This window comes from Pseudomonas sp. JQ36, from assembly GCF_053851495.1.
This window is the reverse complement of record NZ_CM132642.1, coordinates 3,805,827-3,824,560: the sequence shown is the minus strand read 5'-3', so window position 1 is coordinate 3,824,560 and position 18,734 is coordinate 3,805,827. Positions and strand designations below refer to the sequence as shown.

The 18,734-nt window shown below is 56.3% G+C and carries 13 protein-coding genes, 2 tRNA genes and 3 rRNA genes; 14 read left to right on the top strand and 4 right to left on the bottom strand.

The genetic code is table 11. The features are described from left to right. Positions 1-2: 2 nt before the first annotated feature. From ACS4NR_RS17175 to ACS4NR_RS17165, 3 genes are all read right to left on the bottom strand, one after another. The gene (locus ACS4NR_RS17175) at positions 3-275 is read right to left on the bottom strand and encodes a TfoX/Sxy family protein (protein WP_003228231.1); all 273 of its coding nucleotides are present in this window, start codon (positions 273-275) and stop codon (positions 3-5) included. A gap of 282 nt (positions 276-557) precedes the next feature. After that, the gene (locus ACS4NR_RS17170) at positions 558-902 is read right to left on the bottom strand and encodes a pentapeptide repeat-containing protein (RefSeq protein WP_007963914.1); all 345 of its coding nucleotides are present in this window, start codon (positions 900-902) and stop codon (positions 558-560) included. 91 nt (positions 903-993) lie between these two features. Next, positions 994-2,550, bottom strand: coding sequence for a bifunctional aminoglycoside phosphotransferase/ATP-binding protein (locus tag ACS4NR_RS17165; protein WP_443535374.1), 1,557 nt, complete (start codon positions 2,548-2,550; stop codon positions 994-996). 116 nt (positions 2,551-2,666) lie between these two features. Here ACS4NR_RS17165 and mrcB point away from each other — a divergent pair, with 116 nt between their 5' ends. The 3 genes from mrcB to ACS4NR_RS17150 are packed head-to-tail and all read left to right on the top strand — an operon-like array spanning position 2,667 to position 6,098. Beyond that, positions 2,667-4,991 carry a penicillin-binding protein 1B gene (gene mrcB / locus ACS4NR_RS17160; RefSeq protein WP_095140086.1) on the top strand — a complete coding sequence of 775 codons (2,325 nt, stop codon included), beginning with the start codon at positions 2,667-2,669 and terminating at the stop codon, positions 4,989-4,991. A 16-nt stretch (positions 4,992-5,007) separates the two neighbouring features. Further along, positions 5,008-5,763, top strand: coding sequence for a tetratricopeptide repeat protein (locus tag ACS4NR_RS17155; protein WP_095140087.1), 756 nt, complete (start codon positions 5,008-5,010; stop codon positions 5,761-5,763). Further along, the gene (locus ACS4NR_RS17150; RefSeq protein WP_007963922.1) at positions 5,763-6,098 is read left to right on the top strand and encodes a YqcC family protein; all 336 of its coding nucleotides are present in this window, start codon (positions 5,763-5,765) and stop codon (positions 6,096-6,098) included. Before ACS4NR_RS17155 ends, ACS4NR_RS17150 begins: the two co-directional genes overlap by 1 nt. Positions 6,099-6,198: 100 nt before the next feature. Here the strand turns inward: ACS4NR_RS17150 and ACS4NR_RS17145 are convergent, their stop codons facing one another. After that, positions 6,199-6,615 carry a DUF4124 domain-containing protein gene (locus ACS4NR_RS17145; protein ID WP_456017934.1) on the bottom strand — a complete coding sequence of 139 codons (417 nt, stop codon included), beginning with the start codon at positions 6,613-6,615 and terminating at the stop codon, positions 6,199-6,201. A 399-nt stretch (positions 6,616-7,014) separates the two neighbouring features. Between ACS4NR_RS17145 and ACS4NR_RS17140 the strand changes: the two genes are divergently transcribed. The 11 genes from ACS4NR_RS17140 (at position 7,015) to rrf (ending at position 18,696) form a co-directional block, all read left to right on the top strand. Then, positions 7,015-8,739: an acetolactate synthase 3 large subunit gene (locus tag ACS4NR_RS17140; protein WP_041065497.1), complete on the top strand. Its 1,725-nt coding sequence runs from the start codon at positions 7,015-7,017 to the stop codon at positions 8,737-8,739. A gap of 2 nt (positions 8,740-8,741) precedes the next feature. Next, a complete protein-coding gene (gene ilvN, locus ACS4NR_RS17135; RefSeq protein ID WP_003205610.1) occupies positions 8,742-9,233 on the top strand; it encodes an acetolactate synthase small subunit in 492 nt (163 codons plus the stop codon). 48 nt (positions 9,234-9,281) lie between these two features. Then, positions 9,282-10,298: a ketol-acid reductoisomerase gene (ilvC, locus tag ACS4NR_RS17130; RefSeq protein ID WP_007959661.1), complete on the top strand. Its 1,017-nt coding sequence runs from the start codon at positions 9,282-9,284 to the stop codon at positions 10,296-10,298. Positions 10,299-10,445: 147 nt separating this feature from the next. Continuing rightward, entirely contained in the window at positions 10,446-11,303 is an 858-nt protein-coding gene (gene pssA / locus ACS4NR_RS17125; RefSeq protein ID WP_456017933.1) for a CDP-diacylglycerol--serine O-phosphatidyltransferase, read from the top strand. Positions 11,304-11,366: 63 nt separating this feature from the next. Then, positions 11,367-12,380 carry a protein-methionine-sulfoxide reductase catalytic subunit MsrP gene (msrP, locus tag ACS4NR_RS17120; protein WP_456017932.1) on the top strand — a complete coding sequence of 338 codons (1,014 nt, stop codon included), beginning with the start codon at positions 11,367-11,369 and terminating at the stop codon, positions 12,378-12,380. After that, entirely contained in the window at positions 12,380-12,991 is a 612-nt protein-coding gene (gene msrQ, locus ACS4NR_RS17115; RefSeq protein ID WP_253150563.1) for a protein-methionine-sulfoxide reductase heme-binding subunit MsrQ, read from the top strand. The genes msrP and msrQ overlap by 1 nt, the downstream gene beginning before the upstream one ends. Positions 12,992-13,487: 496 nt before the next feature. Continuing rightward, positions 13,488-15,024: ribosomal RNA gene (locus ACS4NR_RS17110) — 16S ribosomal RNA — on the top strand. Between the two features lie 81 nt (positions 15,025-15,105). Next, positions 15,106-15,182, top strand: a tRNA-Ile gene (locus ACS4NR_RS17105). A 29-nt stretch (positions 15,183-15,211) separates the two neighbouring features. After that, positions 15,212-15,287, top strand: a tRNA-Ala gene (locus ACS4NR_RS17100). 247 nt (positions 15,288-15,534) lie between these two features. Further along, positions 15,535-18,426: ribosomal RNA gene (locus tag ACS4NR_RS17095) — 23S ribosomal RNA — on the top strand. 154 nt (positions 18,427-18,580) lie between these two features. Then, positions 18,581-18,696 (top strand): 5S ribosomal RNA (gene rrf / locus ACS4NR_RS17090). The 16S, 23S and 5S rRNA genes sit together here with 2 tRNA genes alongside, the layout of an rRNA operon. Positions 18,697-18,734: the final 38 nt, after the last annotated feature.

Sequence of the window (18,734 nt, the reverse complement as noted above, 5' to 3'; positions counted from 1 at the left end):
GTTCAGTTCTTGTGGCGCGAGGAAATCGCTTCGAGCTGCTTGTTCAAGGCGTCTTTGCGTTCGGCCGGGATGTCGTTCCAGTGCACATCCATCAGCGCCCCTTCGATCGCGTACAACAACACCTTTGACGCGCGAAACCCGCGGGTGCGCACGGCCCGATAGGCGTCCACCGCCCCCAGGCGACGCAAGTCCGAGGCGCTGTGGATGCCCACGGCATGCAGCCACTGCGCCGACGTCTTGCCAAGATTCTTCAGGTGTTGCAGTTCATCATTCATCAAGCCTCCTTGCGACGGCCGAATGGTGCGTGGGCGATCTTCTCAGGAGTGTAGCCATCAGTAGGAAAAGCGTGGTTGTTTGGTCGGATTAGACGCAAACGCTACTAAGAAAGGGGCTGCGAACGCAGAAAGGAGGGAAGAAACGCGGAGATAATGTGGGAGCGGGCTTGCTCGAGAAGGGGGGCTTTCAGCCAACAGATGTATCGACTGACACTACGCCTTCGCGAGCAAGCCCGCTCCCACAGGGGGAAAGGCGTCGGGTCAGAGAAAGATAAAAAAGTATCAGCGGGTGCGATAACGCAGGCGTGTACCAAAATTCATCGACATCAGGATCTCGTCGGCACTCAGCTCCGGCGGAAAATACGCTCCGGAAATCTGTGCGTGCGCCAGGCTTGCGCCTTCGAGCGATGAGTTACGGAAATCGATGCCGCGCAAATCGGCAGAGCGGAAGTACGCGTCCCGGAAATCCACGCCATCGGCGTTCAGTTCACGCAGATCGAGGCCACGAAAGTCGCCACCGACCATGTCGATCGGGCCGTCGTTCGGGCGTTCCTTGTTGAAGCCTGCGATGTCGTCTTTGTGCAGCAGGGCATAAAGCGGGGTGTCGAGAAGTTTCGGCTGGCTCATGTCAGATCACCTGTTGGTTTTATGACGCCAGTATAGTGCCACTATTTGACGGCCGTGAAGCAAGCGAGGGCTTCACGGCCGAAATAGTTTCTTACAGGCCCGGCAGACGCTGGCGGATCTGCGCCACAACGGTGTCGAGCGTCCCGCTTTCATTGGTTTGCACGCGTTTGCTGCGCAGGATTTCTTCTGGCGTCAGGGCTTCGCGGCTGGCTTGCTGGGCCTCGATCACGGCCAGCGTGGCATCGGAAGGATCTTTCTGGTCGGCCTGACGGATCGCCAGCCAGCTCTCGATCACCGCTTGCGGCGCGTTGCAGTCGAGGATCAGGAACGGTGTGCCGGTGGCTTCAGCGATTTTTGCCGCGCTATCGCGTTGTTCGCGCTTGAGGTAAGTCGCGTCGATCACCACCGGGAAACCGGCGTGCAGGATCACTTCAGCGATTTCATGCAGACGGGCATAGGTCGCGGCGCTGGCATCAGCACTGTAAATCCCGGCCTGCACATCGTTGGCTACGGTTTGCTCGCCGAACAGGCGCTTGCGCTCGACGTCGGAACGCAGGCGAATCGCGCCCAGCGCTTCGACCAGACGCATCGCCACGTGGCTCTTGCCGACCGCCGATACGCCGTGGGTAATTGCCATGAAGCGCGAAGGAATGGTGCTGTAGCTTTCTGCGAGGTTGGCGTAGTTGCGGTATTGGCGCAGGGTAGTGGCGCGTTGCACCGGTGTGGCGTCCGCCGGCATGCTGAACAGCGCAACTTTGGCACGAACCAGCGCGCGGTAGGCTTTATAGAAGTTCAGCACTTCGAGGCCTTGATAGTCGCCGGTCAGCTCCAGGTACTGGCTGATGAAGCGGCGGGCGAGGGATTTCAGACCGCGGTCTTCCAGGTCCATCGCCAGGAAACCGGTATCGGCCCAGACGTCAGTGAAGCGGAACGGTTCGTTAAACTCGATGCAGTCGAAGATCACCACTTTGCCATTGATGACAGTGGCGTTGCCCAGGTGGATGTCGCCGTGGCATTCGCGGGTGAAACCCTCGGCCTTGCGTTGGGCGAACAGGGGCTTGAGGCGTTCGAAGCTGCTTTCGGCCCAGGCTTTCAGCGCTTCAAGTTGCAGCAAATCGTTTTTATCGCTGAGGAACGGCAGAATCTGTTCGAAGTTTTGCGCGACCGGGGCCATCACCGCATCCGGGGTGCCGGCTTCGTGCTCGGCCGGAACCTTCGGTGCGCTGAGGTGGAATTTGGCAATCTGCTCGGCCATCTCATCGATGTGCTGGGTGGTCAGCTCACCGTTGGCTTGCAGGGTGCTGAGCAGGCCGGTCTGCGGGAACTGACGCATTTTCAGCACGTATTCAATCACCGGGCCGTCGCCACCCAGTTGCGGCGCCTCGACGCTGCCGGTCACCGGCAACACGTCCAGATACAAATCATCGGTCAGACGTTGGTTCAGACGCAGTTCTTCAGCGCAGAAATGTGCGCGCGACTCCAGGCCAGTGAAGTCGAGGAAGCCGAAATTCACCGGCTTCTTCACTTTATAAGCAAAGGGGCCAGTGAGGATCACCCACGAGATATGGGTTTCGATGACCTGGAACCCTTCGACGGGGTGCGGGTATAGGGCCGGGTTTTGCAGGGCAGCGATCAGGGACTGGCTCACGGGCGATCCTTCAGAGACTGGGAAATTCGAGGTCGCCATTATGGCCGCTCGCCAGCCCGACGCAAACCTCGGAGCGCTCCTGTTGAGGATGAATAAAGTGCGTATAATCCGCCGCCATGACTCGAACTCGATCCCCCCGTACCAAGAAAAAACCAGTCTCCAAGGGCCTTAGCCCGTGGTTGAGCTGGGCCATTAAACTCAGCCTGGTCGGCCTTGTAGTGCTGGCCGGCTTCGCCGTTTACCTCGATGCCGTGGTGCAGGAGAAGTTCTCCGGCAAGCGCTGGACCATCCCGGCCAAGGTTTACGCGCGGCCGCTCGAGCTGTTCGTCGGACAAAAGCTCAGCAAGGACGATTTCCTCACTGAACTCGATGCCTTGGGCTATCGCCGCGAAGCCGTGAGCAATGGCCCCGGCGCTGCCGCCGTCAACGGCAATACCGTTGATCTGAATACCCGCGGCTTCCAGTTCTATGAAGGCCTGGAAAAAGCCCAGCCAGTACGCGTACGTTTCTCCGGCGACTATGTGGCCGAGCTTTCGGGGCTCAATGGCGGGAAATTGTCCGTGGTGCGGCTTGAGCCGCTGATGATCGGCGGCATCTACCCGAAAAATCTTGAAGACCGCATTCTGATCAAACTCGATCAGGTGCCGCCGTATCTGCTGGAAACCCTGGTAGCAGTTGAAGACCGCGACTATTACAGCCACTGGGGCGTGTCGCCGAAGTCGATTGCCCGGGCGATCTGGGTCAACACCTCTGGCGGCAAGATGACCCAGGGCGGTAGTACGCTGACCCAGCAATTGGTCAAGAACTTCTACCTCACCAACGAGCGCAGCCTGAGCCGCAAGCTCACCGAAGCGATGATGGCGATGCTGCTGGAGCTGCACTACGACAAAAAGGAAATTCTTGAGGCCTACCTCAACGAAGTCTTTGTCGGCCAGGACGGTCAACGTGCGGTGCACGGTTTCGGTCTGGCCAGCCAGTTCTTCTTCGGCCAGCCACTGTCCGAGCTGAAGCTGCATCAGGTCGCGTTGCTGGTCGGCATGGTCAAGGGCCCGTCTTACTACAACCCGCGGCGCAATCCGGAGCGTGCGCTGGAACGCCGTAATCTGGTGCTCGACGTGCTTGAGCAGCAAGGCGTGGCGACTGCCGAACAGGTTGAAGCGGCGAAGAAAATGCCTCTGGGCGTGACCACGCGCGGCAAGCTTGCCGACAGCTCGTTCCCCGGCTTTATCGATCTGGTCAAACGCCAGTTGCGCGAAGACTACCGCGACGAAGACTTGACCGAAGAAGGCCTGCGGATCTTCACCAGTTTCGACCCGATCCTGCAGATGAAAGCAGAAGCCTCGGTCAACGACACCTTTAAACGTCTGGCCGGGCGCAAAGGCTCTGATGACGTGGAAGCAGCGATGGTCGTGACCAATCCGGAAACCGGCGAAGTCCAGGCGATGATCGGCAGCCGTCAGGCCAGTTACGCTGGTTTCAACCGGGCACTGGACGCGGTGCGGCCGATCGGTTCGTTGATCAAACCGGCGGTTTATCTGACCGCGCTGGAGAAACCGAGCCAGTACACACTGACCAGTTGGCTGTCCGACGATCCGTTGTCGGTCAAAGGCGCGAACGGTCAGGTGTGGAAACCGCAGAATTATGATCGCCGCTCCCACGGTACCGTGTTCCTCTATCAAGGCCTGGCGCATTCCTACAACCTGTCGACCTCGCGTCTGGGTCTGGAAGTCGGCGTGCCTAACGTGCTCAAGACCTTGGGGCGTCTGGGTGTGACGCGTGAGTTCCCTGCATTCCCGTCTATGTTGCTGGGCGCCGGTGGCATGACCCCGATCGAAGTCGCGACCATGTACCAGACCCTCGCCAACGGTGGTTTCAATACGCCGATGCGCGGGATTCGCAGCGTGCTGACCGCCGATGGCGAGCCACTCAAGCGTTATCCGTTCCAGATCGAGCAGCGTTTCGATCCGGCGTCCATCTACCTGATCCAGAACGCCATGCAGCGGGTCATGCGTGAAGGTACCGGCAGCTCGGTTTACAACGTGCTGCCCAAGACCCTCACGCTGGCCGGCAAGACCGGTACCAGTAACGATTCGCGTGACAGCTGGTTCGCCGGTTTCAGTCAGGATCTGCTGGCCGTGGTCTGGCTCGGTCGTGACGACAACGGCAAGACTCCGTTTACCGGTGCGACCGGTGCGTTGCAGGTCTGGACCAGTTTCATGCGCAAGGCCGATCCGCTGCCGCTGGACATGCCGCAGCCGGACAACATCGTGCAGGCGTGGGTCGATTCGCGTACCGGACAAGGCTCTGATGCCAACTGTCCGGGGGCGGTACAGATGCCGTATATTCGCGGCAGCGAACCACCACCCGGCGCCGCGTGTGCAAGCGAAACGCCTGCCTCGCCAGAGTCGGTGATGGATTGGGTCAAGGGCTGGATGAATTAAGCAAAGAGGGTTTCAAGTGAACAAGTGGTTGATTCCAGCGGTGACCGCCGTGGCTTTGCTCAGCGGCTGCTCTACCGTACAGCGAGGTTCGATCCCGGTGGTGGATTCCGGCACGGCCGTGTCCAATAGCGAACGGCTGTCGGCCAACGGCGGTTTCCGCAAGACGACAGTCACACGCCCAGTCCAGGGCCAGGCGCAATCTCAGGCCATCCCGCAAGGCGATACCGGCGTGGTGGTGATGGTGCCGGGTGGCGGCGCCACGACATCGGCGCCGATCAGCTCCTCGCCGATCGTGCCGGGCCCGGCGTCTGGCGGTATCACCGCAGGGCCGTACAACCCGACGCCGGTCGAGTCGGCGCCGATCAACTCCGGCAGTTACAGCATGCCTTCCACGCCAAGCGGGATTCCTTCGGCCAGCAGTGGCGGTGGTCTGTCGGCGGACGAGCAACTGGACGGTCCGGTGCTCGCCTTGCTGACCACCGCACAGCAGCAACAGGCCGGTGGTGACCTCAACGGTGCGTCTTCCAGCCTCGAGCGCGCGCAACGCGTTGCCCCGCGTGAGCCGCAAGTGCTTTATCGTCTGGCGCAAGTACGCATGGCTCAAGGCGATGCGCCGCAGGCCGAGCAGTTCGCCCGTCGGGCGCTGACCATGGCCAACGGTCGTCCGGACTTGCAGGCCAGCCTGTGGGAAATCATCGCGCAGTCCCGTGAGAAACAAGGCGATTCCGCCGGCGCAGCGCTGGCTCGTCAGAAGGCCAAGGTTTCGCTGTGATGGATTCCCGTTTCCCGAAAATCGCTGATCAATTGCTGCTGATCGAGCGCGAACTGCGCACGCAGGGTTGGTGGGATGAGGTCCAGCCATCGGCCGAAGCCCTGAGCAGTGTCGAACCGTTTTCGGTCGACACGCTGGATTTCGAACAATGGCTGCAATGGATCTTCCTGCCGCGAATGAAGATGATCCTCGAACAGGATCTGCCGCTGCCCAATGCCTCGGGCATTCAGGAAATGGCTGAAATGGTCTTCGCCCAGCGCAATCTGCAGGGCAAGGACCGCCAACTGCAGGTGCTGCTCAAAGAGTTTGACCTGCTGATCACCGCTTCCCGCTAGAGCCGATCCCCTGTAGGAGCTGCCGAAGGCTGCGATCTTTTGATCTTGCTTTTGAAAACAGCATCAAAAGATCGCAGCCTGCGGCAGCTCCTACAGGTGACTATTCGCAGTTCTGCGCAATCTGCTTCTGCGCTTCGACAATGCGCTCCTGCCGCTGCGCATCATCCAGCCGCCGTAATTGTCCCTCCACTTCCTCCCTCAACCGCGGATTGTTCTGCAATTGCGCCAGGTTCGTCCGTGCCTGTTCGCAAAATGCCTTGAGCTGCGCCTGCTGCTCCGCCACCTGTTTCTTCACCTTGTCGTCGATGGCTTTCTGATCGCCCAACGCACCACTGCCAGGCATGGCGGCAGGTTTCGGTGGGGGCGAGGAGGGCGTCTGCACAGGCGTCGCCGGCAGCCCTTGCGGTGGCTGCGCATCGAAGTGCGTGACGCCCTGGGCATCGACCCATTTGTAGATCTGAGCGGCCGAGCACCATGGGCTGAGGCCGATCAGCAGAGTTAACAGAAGCGTTCGCATGCTGATTCCTTGGCAAAATTGCGCAATTGACGCTAACAGAGTAGCTGTTTTCAGGTTTTTTCTTGCGTTCTCATGTGCTTACCCACAATTAATCACATTGACGGCTTGACTTGGAGAGGGCGAAACAGAAGAATCCAAAGTCCGCTGTAGAGGGACTGCCAGAAGCAGACCCACTCGGTAGATCATGAGGCGCATATCCGCGTCGACCTGTTATACCCGCAACGCGTTACCTCGCGCTGGGTGGGAAAGGCCCGCAACACTTGGGACGATCCCAATACTTGCTCAGTCAGTGCTGACGTAGTCGGCGACCACCGTCGCTCATGCTCTGCCGAGAAGTAAACCTATTAAGACCCGCCCCTTTTGTGTGGACGGTATTCTGGCGTTTTAGAGGTGAACAACGTGGAGCTTTTATCTGGCGGTGAGATGCTCGTCCGCTTTTTGCGTGACGAAGGCGTCAAATATATCTACGGGTACCCGGGTGGTGCTCTCCTTCATGTTTACGATGCCCTGTTCAAAGAACCGGAAGTGACCCACATCCTGGTTCGTCATGAACAAGCGGCTACCCATATGGCTGACGGCTACGCCCGTGCCACCGGTAAAGCCGGCGTGGTACTGGTGACATCAGGTCCTGGCGCCACAAACGCCATCACCGGTATCGCCACCGCCTATATGGATTCGATTCCAATGGTGATCATTTCCGGTCAGGTGCCAAGCACTATGGTCGGCACCGACGCGTTCCAGGAAACCGACATGATCGGTATCTCCCGGCCGATCGTGAAGCACAGCTTCATGATCAAGCACGCTTCGGAAATCCCGGAAGTCATGAAGAAGGCGTTCTACCTGGCGCAATCCGGTCGTCCGGGCCCGGTCGTGGTCGATATCCCGAAAGACATGACCAACCCGGCCGAGAAGTTCGAATACGTCTTCCCGAAAAAAGCCAAGCTGCGTTCCTACAGCCCGGCCGTTCGCGGCCACTCCGGGCAAATCCGCAAGGCGGCAGAAATGCTCCTGGCGGCCAAGCGTCCTGTGCTCTATTCCGGTGGCGGCGTGATCCTCGGCAACGGTTCCGCACCGCTGACCGAACTGGCGAAAATGCTCAACCTGCCAGTGACCAACACCCTGATGGGCCTGGGTGGCTTCCCGGGTACCGACCGGCAGTTCATCGGCATGCTCGGCATGCACGGCAGCTACACCGCCAACCTGGCGATGCACCATGCCGACGTGATCCTCGCTGTCGGCGCGCGTTTCGATGACCGGGTGATCAACGGCGCGGCGAAGTTCTGCCCGAACGCCAAGATCATCCACATCGACATCGACCCGGCTTCGATCTCCAAGACCATCAAGGCCGACGTGCCAATCGTTGGCCCGGTGGAGAGCGTCCTGACCGAAATGGTCGCGATCCTCAAGGAAATCGGCGAGACCCCGAACAAGGAGTCCGTCGCCAGCTGGTGGAAGCAAGTCGATGAATGGCGTGGTGATCGCGGCCTGTTCCCTTATGAAAAGGGCGACGGCAGCCTGATCAAGCCGCAGACCGTGATCGAAACCCTGTGCGAAGTGACCAAGGGCGATGCCTTCATCACTTCCGACGTGGGCCAGCACCAGATGTTCGCTGCGCAGTACTACAAGTTCAACAAGCCTAACCGCTGGATCAACTCCGGTGGCCTGGGCACCATGGGCTTCGGTTTCCCGGCGGCCATGGGCATCAAGTTGAGCTTCCCGGATGACGACGTTGCCTGCGTCACCGGCGAAGGCAGCATCCAGATGAATATCCAGGAGCTGTCGACCTGCCTGCAATACGGCTTGCCGGTGAAAATCGTCATCCTGAACAACGGCGTTCTGGGGATGGTTCGTCAGTGGCAGGACATGAGCTACGGCAGCCGTCACTCGCACTCTTACATGGAGTCGCTGCCTGACTTCGTCAAACTGGCTGAAGCCTACGGTCACGTCGGCGTGCGCATTACCGATTCGAAAGATTTGAAGTCGAAGATGGAAGAAGCGTTCGCCATGAAAGATCGTCTGGTGGTGATCGATATTTCGGTCGATACCAGCGAGCACGTCTATCCGATGCAGATCAAAGACGGCTCCATGCGCGATATGTGGCTGAGCAAGACGGAGCGTACTTAATCATGCGGCACATTATTTCCCTGCTTCTGGAAAACGAACCCGGCGCTTTGTCTCGCGTAGTCGGCCTGTTCTCGCAGCGCAACTACAACATTGAAAGCCTGACGGTGGCGCCAACCGAAGACCCGACGCTGTCGCGTCTGACGCTGACCACTGTCGGCCACGATGAAATCATCGAGCAGATCACCAAAAACCTGAACAAGCTGATCGAAGTGGTCAAGCTGGTAGACCTGTCGGAAAGCGCTCACATCGAGCGCGAACTGATGCTGGTCAAGGTCAAGGCCACTGGCGCCCAGCGCGCCGAGATCAAACGCACCACCGATATTTACCGTGGACAGATCGTCGATGTCAGCGCCAGCGTGTATACCGTTCAGTTGACCGGTACCAGCGACAAGCTCGACAGCTTCATTCAATCCATCGGCACCGCATCGATTCTGGAAACCGTCCGTAGCGGCGTGACCGGCATTGCCCGCGGCGACAAAGTACTCAGCATCTAAACCAAATTAGCGAATGGCCTGAACGGCCTGGATATATAGGGGAAATTCATGAAAGTTTTCTACGATAAAGACTGCGACCTGTCGATCATCCAGGGCAAGAAAGTTGCCATCATCGGTTACGGTTCCCAGGGCCACGCCCAAGCGTGCAACCTGAAAGATTCCGGTGTCGACGTTACCGTTGGTCTGCGTAAAGGTTCGGCCACTGTTGCCAAAGCCGAAGCTCACGGCCTGAAAGTGACCGACGTGGCTGCCGCTGTTGCTGGCGCCGACCTGGTCATGATCCTGACCCCGGACGAATTCCAGTCCCAGCTGTACAAGAACGAAATCGAGCCGAACATCAAGAAAGGCGCCACCCTGGCCTTCTCCCACGGCTTCGCGATTCACTACAACCAGGTTGTTCCGCGTGCCGACCTCGACGTGATCATGATCGCGCCGAAAGCTCCGGGCCACACCGTACGTTCCGAGTTCGTGAAGGGCGGCGGTATCCCTGACCTGATCGCGATCTACCAGGACGCCTCGGGCAACGCCAAAAACGTTGCACTGTCCTACGCAGCTGGCGTGGGTGGCGGTCGTACCGGCATCATCGAAACCACCTTCAAGGACGAGACCGAAACCGACCTGTTCGGCGAACAAGCCGTTCTGTGTGGCGGTACCGTTGAGCTGGTGAAAGCCGGTTTCGAAACTCTGGTTGAAGCTGGCTACGCGCCGGAAATGGCCTACTTCGAGTGCCTGCACGAACTGAAACTGATCGTTGACCTCATGTACGAAGGCGGTATCGCCAACATGAACTACTCGATCTCCAACAACGCCGAATACGGCGAGTACGTGACCGGCCCGGAAGTGATCAACGCCGAATCCCGTCAGGCCATGCGCAACGCCCTGAAACGTATTCAGGACGGCGAATACGCCAAAATGTTCATCAGCGAAGGCGCAACCGGCTACCCTTCGATGACCGCCAAGCGTCGTAACAATGCCGCTCACGGTATCGAAATCATCGGCGAGCAACTGCGCTCCATGATGCCGTGGATCGGTGCCAACAAGATCGTCGACAAAGCCAAAAACTAAGTCGTCATCCTTGTACGAAAAACGCGGCCTCGGCCGCGTTTTTTCGTTTGAGGCGGTGGTTCTGGTATAAAGCTGCATCGTTTGTGGCCGAACTGTCGTCCTCAAGCCTCTGTCGAATTTTCTCCAAACCGTTGCAAGGTAATGTCCATGAGCGAACGTCCCGAAGAGCCGAACCAGGCTTCTGACGCCGAAAGCCTGCTGCCCATCGATGAGCACATCGAGGAAGGGCACGACGCAGAAGGTCGTAAAGTCCGGCATCGTGGTATCTATCTGCTGCCGAATCTGTTCACCACTGCGAACCTGTTTGCAGGGTTTTATTCCATCATCAACTCGATGAGCGCGCAGGCGGCTCTAAGCGCTGGCGACTCGGCCAATGCGAGCAAGTATTTCGCGTTTGCTGCGATCGCGATATTCGTCGCCATGGTGCTCGACGGCCTCGACGGTCGTGTGGCGCGCATGACCAATACGCAAAGTGCCTTTGGCGCCGAGTACGACTCGCTGTCGGACATGGTTGCGTTCGGTGTCGCACCTGCGCTGCTGGCGTTCGGCTGGGCGTTGGGCGACATGGGCAAGGTTGGCTGGATGGTTGCCTTCATTTATGTAGCAGGCGCGGCGTTGCGTCTGGCCCGCTTCAATACTCAGGTGGGTACGGCTGACAAGCGCTACTTCATCGGTCTGGCCAGTCCGGCGGCTGCCGGTGTGGTCGCGGGGATTGTCTGGGCGTTCAGCGATTACGGTATTCAAGGTTCGAAGATGTCGTTCCTGGTCGCACTGATGGTTGCAGCGGCCGGCATGCTGATGGTCAGTAATATCAAGTACAACAGCTTTAAAGAGCTGGATCTGAAAGGTCGCGTGCCGTTCGTGGCGATCCTTGTGGTGGTGCTGGTGTTCGCCGTGGTCTTCAGCGATCCGCCGCGCATTCTGCTGCTGGTGTTCCTCGCCTACGCCGCTTCTGGCCCGGTGCAGTACCTGTTGCATCTTCGTCGGCACAAAAAAGCCGAGTGATGTAATTTCCCGCATACTCCGCAGTCTATGGGTGCATCAGTCCTCCAAAGCTGCGGAGTTGCCATGTTGATCAAAGTCCCCAAAGCGTCCGACTGCCACGAGTCGGATGTCACGCCTGAAGCCATTTATCTCTCGCGCCGCCAATTGTTGGGTGGTACTGCTGCCGGACTTGCCGTCAGTAGCCTGCCGCGCTGGGCCAATGCCGAGGATGCCGCTCGGTACGCCGATGTTGAACCCGGTAAAGCGCCTGCCTGGTTTACCGACAAGCTGTCCTCTACTAAATGGGGCGCAGTCAACGTCAAGGATGAGGCGATCACGCCTTATAAAGACGCCACCCACTACAACAACTTCTACGAGTTCGGCACCGACAAGGGCGATCCGGCCGCCAATGCCGGTTCGCTGAAAACCGAGCCGTGGAGCGTTGTCGTCGATGGGGAGGTGGGTAAGCCAGGGCGTTACGCGCTGGAAGACTTCATGAAACCGTACCAGTTGGAGGAGCGTATTTATCGCCTTCGCTGTGTTGAGGCGTGGTCGATGGTTATCCCGTGGATTGGTTTTCCGATTTCTGCGCTGCTCAAACAGGTCGAGCCGACCTCCAAGGCCAAATACATTCGCTTCGAAACCCTGCAGGATCCCAAGAGCATGCCAGGTCAGCGCTCGGGTTTTGCCCTGATCGACTGGCCTTATGTAGAAGGCTTGCGCCTGGACGAGGCGATGAATCCCCTGGCGATTCTGGCGGTTGGCATGTATGGCCGTGAGTTGCCGAATCAGAACGGTGCGCCGCTGCGTCTGGTGGTGCCGTGGAAGTATGGCTTCAAGAGTGTGAAGTCCATTGTGCGGATCAGTCTGGTCAGCGAGCAGCCCAAGACGACTTGGCAGAGCATCGCGGCAGATGAATACGGTTTTTATGCCAACGTGAATCCGACGGTTGATCACCCGCGCTGGACTCAGGCGCGGGAACGGCGTCTGCCGAACAGTCTGTTCAAGCCGAATGTGCGTGATACGCAGATGTTCAACGGCTACGCGGATGAAGTCGCTTCTTTATATACAGGGCTCGATCTGCGGAAGAACTACTGATGCGATATCCGTTCTGGCGTGTAGGTGTTTTCATCGCAGCGGCGATCTGGCCATTGCTTTGGTTTTATCAGGCGTTCGCTGATCTGCTGGGGCCGGATCCTGGCAAAGTCCTGGTTGATCGATTGGGGCTTGGGACGCTGGTATTGCTGCTGATCACTTTGAGCATGACGCCGTTGCAGAAATTGACGGGTTGGGCGGGCTGGATTGCTGTACGCCGTCAGTTGGGACTTTGGTGTTTTGCCTATGTGGTTCTGCATCTGTTCAGTTATATGGCGTTCATCCTTGGTTTCGACTGGTCTCAGTTGGGCGTGGAGTTGCGTAAGCGGCCGTACATTATTGTGGGGACGCTGGGGTTCCTTGGTCTGTTGGCGTTGGCGGTTACGTCCAATCGCTACAGTCAGCGCCGCTTGGGTGTGCGCTGGAAGAAACTGCATCGGTTGGTGTACGTGATTTTGGGGCTCGGATTGCTGCATATGCTATGGATTGTGCGGGCAGATCTCAGGGAGTGGGCGATCTATGCCTTTATAGGCGCGATGCTGCTATTGCTACGTGTACCTGCGGTTGCCCGTCGAATCCCGCGGTTGCTGGCTAAAAAGCAAGTTTTGCAATAAAACTGAAATTAACGGTTGACGGCAGATTCAGGAGGTCTATAATTCGCCCCACTTCCGGCGCAGTCGAAACGGAAAACTCCTTGAAATTCAATGAGTTACGTAGTTTTCGGCAGCAAGTTGCTTCAGTTCACCGAAGCCAAAAGGAAGTTGAAAAAGAGGTGTTGACAGCAGCGTGTAACGCTGTAGAATTCGCCTCCCGCTGACGAGAGATCGGAAGCGCAAGTGGTTGAAGTTGTTGAAGAAATCTTCGAAAGCTTCTGAAAATAATCACTTGACAGCAAGTGAGGCTGCTGTAGAATGCGCGCCTCGGTTGAGACGAAAGATCTTAACCAACTGCTCTTTAACAACTGAATCAAGCAATTCGTGTGGGTGCTTGTGGAGTCAGACTGATAGTTAACAAGATTATCAGCATCACAAGTTACTCCGCGAGAAATCAAAGATGTAACCAACGATTGCTGAGCCAAGTTTAGGGTTTCTTAAAAACCCAAAGATGTTTGAACTGAAGAGTTTGATCATGGCTCAGATTGAACGCTGGCGGCAGGCTTAACACATGCAAGTCGAGCGGATGAAAGGGGCTTGCTCCTGGATTCAGCGGCGGACGGGTGAGTAATGCCTAGGAATCTGCCTGGTAGTGGGGGACAACGTTTCGAAAGGAACGCTAATACCGCATACGTCCTACGGGAGAAAGCAGGGGACCTTCGGGCCTTGCGCTATCAGATGAGCCTAGGTCGGATTAGCTAGTTGGTGAGGTAATGGCTCACCAAGGCGACGATCCGTAACTGGTCTGAGAGGATGATCAGTCACACTGGAACTGAGACACGGTCCAGACTCCTACGGGAGGCAGCAGTGGGGAATATTGGACAATGGGCGAAAGCCTGATCCAGCCATGCCGCGTGTGTGAAGAAGGTCTTCGGATTGTAAAGCACTTTAAGTTGGGAGGAAGGGTTGTAGATTAATACTCTGCAATTTTGACGTTACCGACAGAATAAGCACCGGCTAACTCTGTGCCAGCAGCCGCGGTAATACAGAGGGTGCAAGCGTTAATCGGAATTACTGGGCGTAAAGCGCGCGTAGGTGGTTTGTTAAGTTGGATGTGAAATCCCCGGGCTCAACCTGGGAACTGCATCCAAAACTGGCAAGCTAGAGTATGGTAGAGGGTGGTGGAATTTCCTGTGTAGCGGTGAAATGCGTAGATATAGGAAGGAACACCAGTGGCGAAGGCGACCACCTGGACTGATACTGACACTGAGGTGCGAAAGCGTGGGGAGCAAACAGGATTAGATACCCTGGTAGTCCACGCCGTAAACGATGTCAACTAGCCGTTGGGAGCCTTGAGCTCTTAGTGGCGCAGCTAACGCATTAAGTTGACCGCCTGGGGAGTACGGCCGCAAGGTTAAAACTCAAATGAATTGACGGGGGCCCGCACAAGCGGTGGAGCATGTGGTTTAATTCGAAGCAACGCGAAGAACCTTACCAGGCCTTGACATCCAATGAACTTTCCAGAGATGGATTGGTGCCTTCGGGAACATTGAGACAGGTGCTGCATGGCTGTCGTCAGCTCGTGTCGTGAGATGTTGGGTTAAGTCCCGTAACGAGCGCAACCCTTGTCCTTAGTTACCAGCACGTAATGGTGGGCACTCTAAGGAGACTGCCGGTGACAAACCGGAGGAAGGTGGGGATGACGTCAAGTCATCATGGCCCTTACGGCCTGGGCTACACACGTGCTACAATGGTCGGTACAGAGGGTTGCCAAGCCGCGAGGTGGAGCTAATCCCACAAAACCGATCGTAGTCCGGATCGCAGTCTGCAACTCGACTGCGTGAAGTCGGAATCGCTAGTAATCGCGAATCAGAATGTCGCGGTGAATACGTTCCCGGGCCTTGTACACACCGCCCGTCACACCATGGGAGTGGGTTGCACCAGAAGTAGCTAGTCTAACCTTCGGGAGGACGGTTACCACGGTGTGATTCATGACTGGGGTGAAGTCGTAACAAGGTAGCCGTAGGGGAACCTGCGGCTGGATCACCTCCTTAATCGACGACATCAGCTGCTCCATAAGTTCCCACACGAATTGCTTGATTCATTGAAGAAGACGATAGAAGCAGCCCGAAATTGGGTCTGTAGCTCAGTTGGTTAGAGCGCACCCCTGATAAGGGTGAGGTCGGCAGTTCGAATCTGCCCAGACCCACCAATTTTTGTGTGGGAAACCTGTAGAAATACGGGGCCATAGCTCAGCTGGGAGAGCGCCTGCCTTGCACGCAGGAGGTCAGCGGTTCGATCCCGCTTGGCTCCACCACCACTGCTTCTGAAGTTTGAAAGCTTAGAAATGAGCATTCCATCGCTGTGATGGTGAATGCTGATTTCTAGTCTTTTGATTAGATCGTTCTTTAAAAATTTGGGTATGTGATAGAAAGATAGACTGAACGTTACTTTCACTGGTAACGGATCAGGCTAAGGTAAAATTTGTGAGTGACTCTTAAGAGTTTTGCGAATTTTCGGCGAATGTCGTCTTCACAGTATAACCAGATTGCTTGGGGTTATATGGTCAAGTGAAGAAGCGCATACGGTGGATGCCTTGGCAGTCAGAGGCGATGAAAGACGTGGTAGCCTGCGAAAAGCTTCGGGGAGTCGGCAAACAGACTTTGATCCGGAGATGTCTGAATGGGGGAACCCAGCCATCATAAGATGGTTATCTTGTACTGAATACATAGGTGCAAGAGGCGAACCAGGGGAACTGAAACATCTAAGTACCCTGAGGAAAAGAAATCAACCGAGATTCCCTTAGTAGTGGCGAGCGAACGGGGACTAGCCCTTAAGTGGCTTTGAGATTAGCGGAACGCTCTGGAAAGTGCGGCCATAGTGGGTGATAGCCCTGTACGCGAAAATCTCTTAGTCATGAAATCGAGTAGGACGGAGCACGAGAAACTTTGTCTGAATATGGGGGGACCATCCTCCAAGGCTAAATACTACTGACTGACCGATAGTGAACTAGTACCGTGAGGGAAAGGCGAAAAGAACCCCGGAGAGGGGAGTGAAATAGATCCTGAAACCGTATGCGTACAAGCAGTGGGAGCCCACTTTGTTGGGTGACTGCGTACCTTTTGTATAATGGGTCAGCGACTTATTTTCAGTGGCGAGCTTAACCGAATAGGGGAGGCGTAGCGAAAGCGAGTCTTAATAGGGCGTCTAGTCGCTGGGAATAGACCCGAAACCGGGCGATCTATCCATGGGCAGGTTGAAGGTTAGGTAACACTGACTGGAGGACCGAACCGACTACCGTTGAAAAGTTAGCGGATGACCTGTGGATCGGAGTGAAAGGCTAATCAAGCTCGGAGATAGCTGGTTCTCCTCGAAAGCTATTTAGGTAGCGCCTCATGTATCACTGTAGGGGGTAGAGCACTGTTTCGGCTAGGGGGTCATCCCGACTTACCAAACCGATGCAAACTCCGAATACCTACAAGTGCCGAGCATGGGAGACACACGGCGGGTGCTAACGTCCGTCGTGAAAAGGGAAACAACCCAGACCGTCAGCTAAGGTCCCAAAGTTATGGTTAAGTGGGAAACGATGTGGGAAGGCTTAGACAGCTAGGAGGTTGGCTTAGAAGCAGCCACCCTTTAAAGAAAGCGTAATAGCTCACTAGTCGAGTCGGCCTGCGCGGAAGATGTAACGGGGCTCAAACCATACACCGAAGCTACGGGTATCACGCAAGTGATGCGGTAGAGGAGCGTTCTGTAAGCCTGTGAAGGTGAGTTGAGAAGCTTGCTGGAGGTATCAGAAGTGCGAATGCTGACATGAGTAACGACAATGGGTGTGAAAAACACCCACGCCGAAAGACCAAGGTTTCCTGCGCAACGTTAATCGACGCAGGGTTAGTCGGTCCCTAAGGCGAGGCTGAAAAGCGTAGTCGATGGAAAACAGGTTAATATTCCTGTACTTCTGGTTATTGCGATGGAGGGACGGAGAAGGCTAGGCCAGCTTGGCGTTGGTTGTCCAAGTTTAAGGTGGTAGGCTGAGATCTTAGGTAAATCCGGGATCTTAAGGCCGAGAGCTGATGACGAGTTACCCTTTGGGTGACGAAGTGGTTGATGCCATGCTTCCAAGAAAAGCTTCTAAGCTTCAGGTAACCAGGAACCGTACCCCAAACCGACACAGGTGGTTGGGTAGAGAATACCAAGGCGCTTGAGAGAACTCGGGTGAAGGAACTAGGCAAAATGGCACCGTAACTTCGGGAGAAGGTGCGCCGGTGAGGGTGAAGGACTTGCTCCGTAAGCTCATGCCGGTCGAAGATACCAGGCCGCTGCGACTGTTTATTAAAAACACAGCACTCTGCAAACACGAAAGTGGACGTATAGGGTGTGACGCCTGCCCGGTGCCGGAAGGTTAATTGATGGGGTTAGCTAACGCGAAGCTCTTGATCGAAGCCCCGGTAAACGGCGGCCGTAACTATAACGGTCCTAAGGTAGCGAAATTCCTTGTCGGGTAAGTTCCGACCTGCACGAATGGCGTAACGATGGCGGCGCTGTCTCCACCCGAGACTCAGTGAAATTGAAATCGCTGTGAAGATGCAGTGTATCCGCGGCTAGACGGAAAGACCCCGTGAACCTTTACTATAGCTTTGCACTGGACTTTGAATTTGCTTGTGTAGGATAGGTGGGAGGCTTTGAAGCGTGGACGCCAGTTCGCGTGGAGCCATCCTTGAAATACCACCCTGGCAACTTTGAGGTTCTAACTCAGGTCCGTTATCCGGATCGAGGACAGTGTATGGTGGGTAGTTTGACTGGGGCGGTCTCCTCCTAAAGAGTAACGGAGGAGTACGAAGGTGCGCTCAGACCGGTCGGAAATCGGTCGTAGAGTATAAAGGCAAAAGCGCGCTTGACTGCGAGACAGACACGTCGAGCAGGTACGAAAGTAGGTCTTAGTGATCCGGTGGTTCTGTATGGAAGGGCCATCGCTCAACGGATAAAAGGTACTCCGGGGATAACAGGCTGATACCGCCCAAGAGTTCATATCGACGGCGGTGTTTGGCACCTCGATGTCGGCTCATCACATCCTGGGGCTGAAGCCGGTCCCAAGGGTATGGCTGTTCGCCATTTAAAGTGGTACGCGAGCTGGGTTTAGAACGTCGTGAGACAGTTCGGTCCCTATCTGCCGTGGACGTTTGAGATTTGAGAGGGGCTGCTCCTAGTACGAGAGGACCGGAGTGGACGAACCTCTGGTGTTCCGGTTGTCACGCCAGTGGCATTGCCGGGTAGCTATGTTCGGGAAAGATAACCGCTGAAAGCATCTAAGCGGGAAACTTGCCTCAAGATGAGATCTCACTGGAACCTTGAGTTCCCTGAAGGGCCGTCGAAGACTACGACGTTGATAGGTTGGGTGTGTAAGCGCTGTGAGGCGTTGAGCTAACCAATACTAATTGCCCGTGAGGCTTGACCATATAACACCCAAGCAATCTGAATGCTCGAAAGAGACCAGATTGCGGTGTGTGAAGACGCAATGAACCGAAAGTTTGCGATGCTCACAAGACACCTGTATCACATACCCGATTTGCTGAAGCGAGGCCAACGTGCCACGAGTCAGTACCCGAATTTCTTGACGACCATAGAGCGTTGGAACCACCTGATCCCATCCCGAACTCAGAAGTGAAACGATGCATCGCCGATGGTAGTGTGGGGTTTCCCCATGTGAGAGTAGGTCATCGTCAAGATTAAATTCCGAAACCCCAATTGCGAAAGCAGTTGGGGT

Excerpts from the sequence above, each read along its gene's own strand:
- msrP (WP_456017932.1), top strand. The coding sequence starts at position 11,367 with ATGTTGATCAAAGTCCCCAAAGCGTCCGACTGCCACGAGTCGGATGTC.
- ACS4NR_RS17175 (WP_003228231.1), bottom strand. The coding sequence starts at position 275 with ATGAATGATGAACTGCAACACCTGAAGAATCTTGGCAAGACGTCGGCG.
- msrQ (WP_253150563.1), top strand. The coding sequence starts at position 12,380 with ATGCGATATCCGTTCTGGCGTGTAGGTGTTTTCATCGCAGCGGCGATC.
- ACS4NR_RS17145 (WP_456017934.1), bottom strand. The coding sequence starts at position 6,615 with ATGCGAACGCTTCTGTTAACTCTGCTGATCGGCCTCAGCCCATGGTGC.
- pssA (WP_456017933.1), top strand. The coding sequence starts at position 10,446 with ATGAGCGAACGTCCCGAAGAGCCGAACCAGGCTTCTGACGCCGAAAGC.
- mrcB (WP_095140086.1), top strand. The coding sequence starts at position 2,667 with ATGACTCGAACTCGATCCCCCCGTACCAAGAAAAAACCAGTCTCCAAG.
- ilvN (WP_003205610.1), top strand. The coding sequence starts at position 8,742 with ATGCGGCACATTATTTCCCTGCTTCTGGAAAACGAACCCGGCGCTTTG.
- ilvC (WP_007959661.1), top strand. The coding sequence starts at position 9,282 with ATGAAAGTTTTCTACGATAAAGACTGCGACCTGTCGATCATCCAGGGC.
- ACS4NR_RS17150 (WP_007963922.1), top strand. The coding sequence starts at position 5,763 with ATGGATTCCCGTTTCCCGAAAATCGCTGATCAATTGCTGCTGATCGAG.
- ACS4NR_RS17170 (WP_007963914.1), bottom strand. The coding sequence starts at position 902 with ATGAGCCAGCCGAAACTTCTCGACACCCCGCTTTATGCCCTGCTGCAC.